Source organism: Vibrio sp. V31_P5A7T61, from assembly GCF_009904895.1.
Lineage (GTDB): Bacteria > Pseudomonadota > Gammaproteobacteria > Enterobacterales > Vibrionaceae > Vibrio > Vibrio metschnikovii.
Genome location: NZ_WXWI01000008.1, coordinates 20,246 through 29,505 on the forward strand (window position 1 = coordinate 20,246; position 9,260 = coordinate 29,505).

A 9,260-nucleotide genomic window follows, 5' to 3' on the forward strand; every position below is an offset into this window, starting at 1 on the left:
CCTTAGTGCTTCCAAAAACGCACAAAGCGCTTCCAGCCAGATGAAGTTTTAGCCACACCTTGATCATTAAGTTCAAGTTGGTGACGAATGATCGCGCGGGCAGCGTTTAATTCCAAGACACCCACGACACGGTGGCGGCTATCCAGTATTGGTAACACGGGCCATTGGCTTTTTCTCAGTTGTAATGCGGCAGGATAAGCTTCGCTTAAGGCGAAAGTATAATGGTTAGACCCTTGTACTAGCGCCGTGACGGGCTGAGTTTTATCAGCACATAATAAACGGCTAATAGACACCAAACCTTGGTACTCAGCGCGATCATTAATCAAAGCAATAACATGAACAGAAGAAGAAAACAGCGGGCTCGCTTTGAGCATGGTGATCACTTCTTGCACCTGCAATTGGTCACTAACACAGAAAAAATCACGCTTAGCGTGGCTCAATACTGCGCGTTGCACTGGGGTACGGGCTTTTTTTACATCAGCGATGTAATGCGTACGAAAAACTGTCATCTTTGTCTCTCCTGAGTTGGGCTCAGGACAAAGAAACCTGGTGATCGCAACCACAAATTTTGCCTAAACGAAAAACGCTTAGCGCAACAATGGGTTTGCGAAGCACGACGTGTCGGCTCACAGCGTGTGAGCATCAGTCATAGGTTACGCAAAGGCAAACGTTGCCTTACTGCGCAAAGTATTAACGTATGGAATTAACGATGGAAGGAAAGAGTTCGCTTTGCCAAGGGTAGTTACCGCCTGACAACAGCTAAAGAGAATTTAGCGACAGGCTAGCAAGAAACCGTTGGTGTTTTCGAACCATCGAAAAGACCATACTGTGATATTCGACTACTCGACGAGTCCATAGGTTTCTATTGTACCTCGATAAATTAAAAGGGATCGGTTGTTACTCGGTTTAACGCTTAAAGTATAGCGTTAAATTGCATCAACCGGGTTATTTTTCGCGCTAAATATTATTGATCAACCAATTGAAAGTCAATTTAAAATTAAGCGCGAACGGATTTTTTTACCATTTATCTCACACTAGCAACAACGATTCTCTTGGGAGGAAGGCCGACTAACGCAACGTCTCTTGATTGACACCGAGGTTCTCACCTAGCCACATCACTTGATGTTCACTATGATCATGCCAATCATCCCCAGAAACAGGATGAATCAAGACACTCAAAGGGCCACGCGCATTATCCAGCCAATCAATAAAGGATTTTTGCTGTTCAGAAAAATGAATTTCAAACATTGGTTTGCGATGGGGGCCAACCAAACGCGGGACCAAGGGAAAGATGGCACTAATCTGCTCGCGGCATTCAGCAATGATGGTTTGCTGCAAAGCATAAGCGAATGGCTGTTGAGATAAATCAAAATAAACATGAGCGTGATACATCATTCACTCCTTTTCGAAGTAGGACAAGTTCTCACTATTATACGGGGCGTAGCGATGAAACCTAGCCTGAGTTTTTCAGCAACTTGGTTAAGATTTTTGAACGATCAGATTGATTTATCGTTACTCGCCAGTGCATATCACTACAGAGTAAGCAGCCATCGCTAATCGTATCGATTAATCAGCTCGATAAACTTGCCCTTTTAACCATTCAATGAAAATCGCCGTGGTTTCCGTTTGATTATGAACAATAAAGTAATAACCAGCGTTCGCGGCTATTGGCTCAAATGGCGTGACTAATTTGCCCTGTTCTAATTCATTACTCAGTAGAGCCAGCCTTGCCATCGCGATACCAACGCCCGCCTCAGCCGCCGACATGGCCATGTCGGTTCGATTAAAAAAATGGCCTTGATGCGTCGCCAATTCAATGCCCATTTCCGAAGCCCAGTACAACCACTCATAATCTCGCGCCGCTTTTGCCCATGGCATCGCATCATGCAACAAAACGACCTCGCGCCACGCCGATGGGCGACGTTCATGTGTGATTAAATCGGGATGAGCCGCCAGATAAGCCGGGCTCATCACTGGTAATAAATACTCTTCCAATAATAATTCTGCGTTGGCTTTAGAATAAGGAAACGGCCCGTAGTCAATCGCCAGATCAAAATCGCGCCGATCGCTATCTACCAATGCTCCTTCCGCGAAGGTTTGAATTTGAATATCAGGATGATGACGATAAAAGTCTTCCAGTCGCGGCACCAACCATTTAAAGGCAAATGATGGGGTGAGTTTTAAACGTATCTCACGTCGATTGGCTCGTTGGTTAAGATGCTCAATTGTACTGTCAATATCTTGTAAGCTACGTTGAACAACCACCAATAAGGTTTGCCCCGCTTCGGTCAACCGCACCCCTCGCGAGTGCCGTTCAAAAAGACTAAAACCTAATTGCGCTTCAAGCTGCAATAATTGTTGGCTAATCGCGCCCGTCGTAATGTGCAAACTTTTCGCAGCACTACTGAAACTGGTATGATGAGCAACCTGTACAAAGGTATGTAATCCAGCAAGGTAAGTATTCTTTAACATGGCTATGGCTTTTAGAAAAACTAAACACTGATGATAATTTTTATCGATTGTTAACAAAAGGTAAAGCAAAGAAACTACTTACGTTGTTAATTTGGAGGTTGTCATGGAAATTATTGTTTTAGGTAGTGGTGTGATTGGTTTAACCAGTGCTTGGTATTTATCACAAGCAGGACACAGTGTGACGGTTATCGACCGTCAAGCCAGAAGTGCAGAAGAAACCAGTTTTGCTAACGCAGGGCAAGTTTCCTACGGTTATTCTTCGCCTTGGGCCGCTCCTGGTGTACCGCAAAAAGCCATTAAATGGCTACTGGAGAAACACGCCCCTCTGAAAATTAAACCATCACTTGATCCAAAATTACTCAATTGGACAACCCAAATGCTGGCGAACTGCCAGTTATCTCGTTATCAAATCAATAAAGCTCGTATGTTATCGATTGCCAATCATAGCCGAGAGTGTTTGATTGAGTTGAATAAAAATTACGATATTCAATATCAAGGCCGCCAAAAAGGTACCTTGCAAGTATTTAGGAAACAAAAACAATTGCAAGCGGTTGAAAAAGACATGCAGTTGCTGAAAGAAAGCGGCACTCGTTTCGAACTGCTGGATGTCACTGGCTGTTTAAAACAAGAGCCAGGATTAACGCCCGTTCAAGATAAACTGGTTGGTGGCTTGTATTTACCCGATGACGAAACTGGTGACTGTTATCTGTTTTGCCAACAATTAACCGAGTTAGCAAAATCGAAAGGGGTACGCTTTGAGTTTAATACTCAAGTGCAAGGCTTACTAAGCGAAGGCAATAAGATCACTGGTGTCAAAACCGATAAGGGATTACTTAAAGCCGATGCTTATGTGGTTGCGATGGGCAGCTACTCTCCGGCGCTACTCAAACCATTTGGCATTGATCTCCCCGTTTATCCAGTAAAAGGATATTCATTAACCGTACCGATCCGTGACGCCGATTTTGCTCCGCAATCTACTGTGATGGATGAAACCTATAAGGTTGCCCTAACCCGCTTTGATGAGCGTATTCGCGTCGCTGGAACGGCTGAATTAGCGGGTTTTGACCCTTCAATTCCCGAAGCGCGTAAAGCCACGATTGAAATGGTGGTGAAGGATCTCTTCCCTCAAGGCGGTTATTTCGAACAAGCGGAATTTTGGACCGGTTTTCGCCCGATGACTCCTGATGGCACACCGATCATCGGCGCAACTAAGCTCGCCAATCTTTATACTAACACTGGCCATGGAACATTAGGCTGGACGATGGCTTGTGGCTCAGCAAGTTTGCTGGCTGATATTATCAGCCAACGTCCAAGTAAAATAAAAACCAGTGAACTCAACGTGTCTCGCTACGGTCAGGCGGTATCATAAGACCATTAGCGTCTAATCAATCGTATTTTCAGCTCCTCTCTGGCTCAACACCCTTATGGTGTATGAGCCATTTTTGTTTAGCGTCTATCATCTCCGCACGAAACATCACTAAAAATTAACATGTTAAGAATATTTATGTGATCAAAGCCACGCAAACACACAAGAAAGAAAAAACCAGTTAACAAAATAGTTACAAGAGATTTAAGATGTGGATGCAAAACAAACACAACAATTCGTTAACAGGGAAACTTTCATGCAGTCATTTGTTGATTTTATTAATGGAATAATTTGGAGCCCAGCCCTAGTGTATTTATGTCTTGGCGCTGGTTTGTTCTACTCAATCAATACTCGCTTTGTACAAGTTCGTCATTTCACCGAAATGTGGCGCTTGTTACTGTCAGGTAAAAGCTCATCAAAAGGAATATCTTCTTTTCAGGCATTGGCGGTATCTTTATCCGGTCGAGTCGGGACAGGTAATATAGCTGGTGTCGCTGCTGCGATTGGTTTTGGTGGGCCAGGCGCAGTATTTTGGATGTGGATGGTGGCCTTTTTTGGTGCTGCCACCGCGTATGCAGAGTCGACCTTAGCGCAAATTTATAAAGAAGAAGACAAAGATACTGGTCAGTTCCGTGGTGGACCGGCTTATTACATTGAAAAAGCCATGGGTCAAAAATGGTATGCGTGGATCTTTGCCATTGCGACTATTTTAGCCTGTGGGGTTTTACTGCCAGGTATTCAATCGAACAGTATCGGTAATGCGGTTGAAATGGCGTTTGGCTCTGGAGACATGGTCGAAACAGCCATGGGCACCTTTAGTTTTGCGAAGATCTTTACCGGTGCATTAATCTGTATTGTGCTGGCTTTCATTATTTTCGGTGGCGTTAAGCGTATTGCTCAATTTACTCAGTTTGTCGTTCCTTTTATGGCTCTGGCTTACGTTATCCTCGCCTTTATCATCATTCTTTTAAATATCACTCAAGTTCCCGCAATCTTCATTATGATCATTGGTGATGCTTTCACTCCTATGGCTGGCTTTGGTGCTGCTATCGGTTGGGGGGTGATGCGTGGCGTGTATTCTAATGAAGCAGGTCAAGGTACAGGGCCTCATGCTGCAGCTGCAGCGAGTGTCCAACACCCAGTGCAACAAGGATTAGTTCAGTCATTTTCTGTCTATATTGATACTTTACTGGTTTGTTCAGCCACTGCTTTCATGATTCTCATCACCGGTGCTTATAATGTTCACGGTGCTGAGGGGATGATACTGCAAAATTTACCAGCCGACATTGCTGCTAACAGCCCAGCCTTTACTCAAATGGCGATTGAAACCACCCTACCAGGGATTGGTAAGCCATTCGTTGCTATGGCACTGTTCTTCTTCTCGTTTACCACGATTTTAGCTTATTACTATATCGCAGAGACCAACATTGCCTACATTCGCCGTACCTTCAAAATCAGTAGTGCTATGTTTTTGCTTAAAGTGGCCATGGTTGCTGTGGTGTTCTACGGTAGTATCAACACGGCTAACCTTGCATGGGCGCTCGGCGACGTTGGTGTAGGGCTAATGGCATGGCTCAATATTGTTGGTATTTTAATTATCTTCTTTTTGGCTAAACCGACCATCGTGGCGCTAAAAGATTATGAAGAACAACAAAAGCAAGGCGTTGAAGAATTTACTTTCAACCCTGTCAAGCTTGGCATTAAAAATGCCACTTATTGGGAAGAGAAATACCTACGTAAAACCGGCCAAGCTTCCACAACTGAACCTGAAGGTAAAGCAACCGAGCTGCCAAGTACCTAAATAATAAGACCGCTTTGTAAACACAACCTGCTGTATATAAAAACAAAAAACAGTACCAAGGGTTAGCGATTGCTAACCCTTTTTTGATCTATGACTACAGTTTACTAAATAAAAGAAAAATCTATTATCAATAACATCGACACGGTGCCCTCTAGCTAACTAGATTAATAATTTAATTTTGAGGACAATCACAAAATTTAAAACCAAAAACAAAACAACATACTATCCAATCGTTCTGTTGATAGGGATCATCATTATTCATATCAAGTCAGGAGAAGATAAGCTCATCTTTTGATAATACAGAGCTTGACTATGACAAATCCTATCGAATATGAAAGAAAAGTAACTTGGGGAAGTTATCTAGCCTTAACGTTTGCAGTCGTTTTTTTCTCTGGACTGCTTCAGTCTAACGAATGGTACGGCGTATTTGACTTTACTACCCTCAATGGCTCATTTGGTAAAGTCGCCTATAGTGTTACGGAAACAGCAGAAGGGATGCAAACTGTATCAACTTCTTTTCGTGGCAATGGAGGAAGTGGCGCTCGAGATGGATTCATCTTTGCACTTTCACTCATTCCTACCGTGATGTTTGCCTTGGGTATGTTAATGTCCTTGAACAATACGGCGCTCTCGATGCCGCTCGAAAACTATTAACTCCCCTATTACGCCCCTTGATGAGTATTCCAGGTAATACTGGATTAGCACTCATAGCCTCCTTGCAAAGTACTGATGCTGGCGCGGCAATGACTCGTAAGTTAAAAGACGAGGGGCGAATAACTAAGCGGGAAACCGATATCTTCACGATGTTCCAATTCACAGCCGGTGCAACGATTGTTAACTTCTTTTCCTCGGGGGCGGTACTCTTCACTTTAACCCTCGCTGACGGTTCTTTGGCGGTGACCTCTTCAATTGGCTTAGCCGTTGCAGTCATGTTTATCTTTAAAATTATCGGAGCCAATGTTTTCCGAGTTTATCTCAATATTACCGAAGGCAAAGAATCACCACCGAGTACCCCTCATCAGGCACAAGCGGAGAGCAAATAATGAATAATCCATCTGAAATTCAATCATCAACCACAAAAAAACCGATGATCACTGATGTTTTCGTTGAAGGTGCTAAAAAAGGCTGGGTAATTGCGACTACATCAACCGTCCCTAATGTATTAATGGCTTTTGTGATCATCAAAGCATTACAAATAACAGGAGCACTAGATCTGATTGGTATTTTATTTTCACCCATCATGGCTATTTTCGGCTTACCAGGTGAAGCGGCAGCAGTATTAATTGGCGCTTGGATGTCTATGGGAGGAGCCGTTGGCGTTGTTATCACTCTCTTTGATCAAGGCATTTTAAATGGTGCCCACATCGCTATTTTAGCTCCAGCTATTTATTTGATGGGTTCACAAGTCCAGTATATTGGTCGAATTATGGGCCCTATTGGTACTGAAGGTCGTTACATTCCAGTGATGATTATCATCTCCATTCTTAATGCATTTGGTGCCATGTTAGTCATGAATTTATTTGTTTAGGAGACAAAAATGTCATTTTCTTTAGAAGAATATCTCAATGAACTTCGCCCACTGATAAACGTTGACTGCGGAACTTACACTCTAGATGGTATTGAATTTATAGCTGAACAATTCGAGAACAAGTTTCTACAGTTAGCCGGTTGGCAAGTGAAACGGATTGATTGTGACAGAGCTGGGGTCGGTTTAGAAATTCGTAACAAACCTGAATCAGAGCTTATCGATGTAATGCTAATTGGCCATATGGATACCGTATTCCCTCCAGGTACCGCAGCTCAACGACCAATGACATTTGATACACAAAAAGCCTATGGTCCCGGCGTATCAGACATGAAGTCTGGACTACTCAATATCGTTTATGCAATGCGCAACCTTAGCCAGAGCGCCTTAGATAAATTGTCTATTTGTATTTGCATGAACCCAGATGAAGAAACCGGATCTTTATACTCTCATCAATGGATACAAAATAGTGCCAAAAAAGCTCGCTATGTTTTGGTTGCTGAAGCTGCTCGTGCTGATGGTAGCCTAGTCAAAGCACGCAAAGGGATGGCTCGGTATAAAATCGAGTTTTCAGGCATTGCCGCTCATGCTGGTAATGAGCCAGAAAAAGGTCGCAGTGCTATCACGGAAATGGCTCATTGGATTTTAGCAATCAATCAAATGACCAACTTATCTTCAGGAACCACTTTGAATGTCGGCGTTGTGTCTGGAGGGACAGGCGCGAATATCGTACCAGATCACGCACAAGCTATTGTTGATATCCGCTTTTGGAACAATCAAGAATACGATGATATTAATCATCAGTTAATCAGCATGATAGAGCAACCATACCTTGATGGGATTAAAATTTCTTTACATCGTGAGGCCTATAAACCCGCGATGATTCCGAGCGATGAAACCCAATCATTCATGAATATCGTCGAGCAAGTAGGAAGTGAAATCGGTCTAGTTATTAATTGGCAAGCAGTGGGTGGCGGTTCCGATGCCAATGCCACAGCAATTTTAGGCATTCCAACGTTAGATGGATTTGGTCCAATTGGTGCTGGATTCCACAGCGAAGATGAATATCTCTTACTGGACTCCATTGAACCTCGGATAAAACTCTTGATCAACCTACTGGAGAGATTAGCACAGTAACCATTGTGATAACTCAAGCCGAAACCTAGAACCTGAGATTACAAGAAAAATAACCCATGCTCATCAATATTGATGAGCATGGCTGCCGGTTAAAAATAGTAAAGAAAGGTCGCTTGTGATAAAAACCGAGCACAAGATAAACTGCCCCATAACCCCGCTTTATAAGGATTTACATGGATGTTTAAAGTACTGCTCACCGGCTTTGAGCCTTTTGGAGAGGATAGCCTTAACCCATCGCAGGCATTACTCAACGCAAAAGAACAGCTACACGTAACAGGGGTCGAGGTGATAGGTTGTGTTCTGCCCGTGGTCCGTTATCAAGCCGCTGAAGTTGCCATCAATGCAATTAAGACCCATCAACCCGATTTAGTCTTGATGTTCGGGCAAGCCAGTGGACGTGCCGCCATTACACCTGAGCTAGTAGCCATTAATCTTGATGACTACCGGATAGCCGATAATGCTGGTCATCAACCGATCGATGAAGCCATTATTGCCGATGGACCAGCGGCGTACTTTACTACCCTGCCGGTCAAAGCCATGGTGGAGGATTTACAGCAAGCAGGGATCGCCGCCGAAGTATCCTACTCGGCAGGAACCTTTGTCTGTAATCATCTATTTTATGCTGTTCAGCATTATTTATCTCAACATGATATTCCGAGTGGCTTTATCCATATCCCAGCATTACCAGAACAAGTTCCAGCGACTAATCCATCATTACCCAGCTTAGGATTAGAACCGCTCATAGCAGCCGTACGAGTCATGATTCAAACTTGTTATCACAGCAAACAAGACAGGCAAATCATCGGTGGCAGTGTGTGCTGATGGCCATAAAACGCAAAAAGCTGGCCTAAGCCTAACACCGATCAGTTAAGCAAATGATCAGTTGAACGATCCTGTGGTTGGTTGAAAATACCCTCAAGCATTTCATGTTTGAGGGTATTTTTTATGTTGGCTCACTG

At 43.5% G+C, this 9,260-nt stretch carries 8 protein-coding genes and 1 pseudogene; 6 read left to right on the forward strand and 3 right to left on the reverse strand.

Annotation, left to right across the window (positions count from 1 at the left end):
* Positions 1-2: 2 nt before the first annotated feature.
* The 3 genes from CAG58_RS00595 to CAG58_RS00605 all read right to left on the reverse strand — a co-directional run bounded on the left by CAG58_RS00595 (position 3) and on the right by CAG58_RS00605 (position 2,472).
* Positions 3-509 (reverse strand): hypothetical protein, encoded by a 507-nt coding sequence (locus CAG58_RS00595; protein WP_004395821.1) that lies wholly within the window; start codon positions 507-509, stop codon positions 3-5.
* Positions 510-1,068: 559 nt separating this feature from the next.
* On the reverse strand, positions 1,069-1,392 hold the full coding sequence (locus tag CAG58_RS00600) for a DOPA 4,5-dioxygenase family protein (protein WP_158139017.1): 324 nt from the start codon (positions 1,390-1,392) through the stop codon (positions 1,069-1,071).
* Between the two features lie 174 nt (positions 1,393-1,566).
* The gene (locus tag CAG58_RS00605; RefSeq protein WP_158137971.1) at positions 1,567-2,472 is read right to left on the reverse strand and encodes a LysR substrate-binding domain-containing protein; all 906 of its coding nucleotides are present in this window, start codon (positions 2,470-2,472) and stop codon (positions 1,567-1,569) included.
* A gap of 103 nt (positions 2,473-2,575) precedes the next feature.
* Here CAG58_RS00605 and CAG58_RS00610 point away from each other — a divergent pair, with 103 nt between their 5' ends.
* From CAG58_RS00610 to pcp, 6 genes and pseudogenes are all read left to right on the forward strand, one after another.
* The gene (locus CAG58_RS00610) at positions 2,576-3,841 is read left to right on the forward strand and encodes a D-amino acid dehydrogenase (RefSeq protein ID WP_161425236.1); all 1,266 of its coding nucleotides are present in this window, start codon (positions 2,576-2,578) and stop codon (positions 3,839-3,841) included.
* Between the two features lie 253 nt (positions 3,842-4,094).
* The gene (locus CAG58_RS00615; protein ID WP_161425235.1) at positions 4,095-5,639 is read left to right on the forward strand and encodes an alanine/glycine:cation symporter family protein; all 1,545 of its coding nucleotides are present in this window, start codon (positions 4,095-4,097) and stop codon (positions 5,637-5,639) included.
* Positions 5,640-5,951: 312 nt separating this feature from the next.
* Positions 5,952-6,682: pseudogene (locus CAG58_RS00620) on the forward strand (nucleoside recognition domain-containing protein).
* The gene (locus CAG58_RS00625; protein ID WP_161425234.1) at positions 6,682-7,167 is read left to right on the forward strand and encodes a YjiG family protein; all 486 of its coding nucleotides are present in this window, start codon (positions 6,682-6,684) and stop codon (positions 7,165-7,167) included. The pseudogene CAG58_RS00620 and the gene CAG58_RS00625 overlap by 1 nt, the downstream one beginning before the upstream one ends.
* 9 nt (positions 7,168-7,176) lie before the next feature.
* Positions 7,177-8,301, forward strand: a complete 1,125-nt coding sequence (locus CAG58_RS00630; protein ID WP_161425233.1) for a M20 family metallopeptidase — start codon at positions 7,177-7,179, stop codon at positions 8,299-8,301.
* Between the two features lie 177 nt (positions 8,302-8,478).
* A complete protein-coding gene (gene pcp / locus CAG58_RS00635; protein ID WP_161425232.1) occupies positions 8,479-9,123 on the forward strand; it encodes a pyroglutamyl-peptidase I in 645 nt (214 codons plus the stop codon).
* Positions 9,124-9,260: the final 137 nt, after the last annotated feature.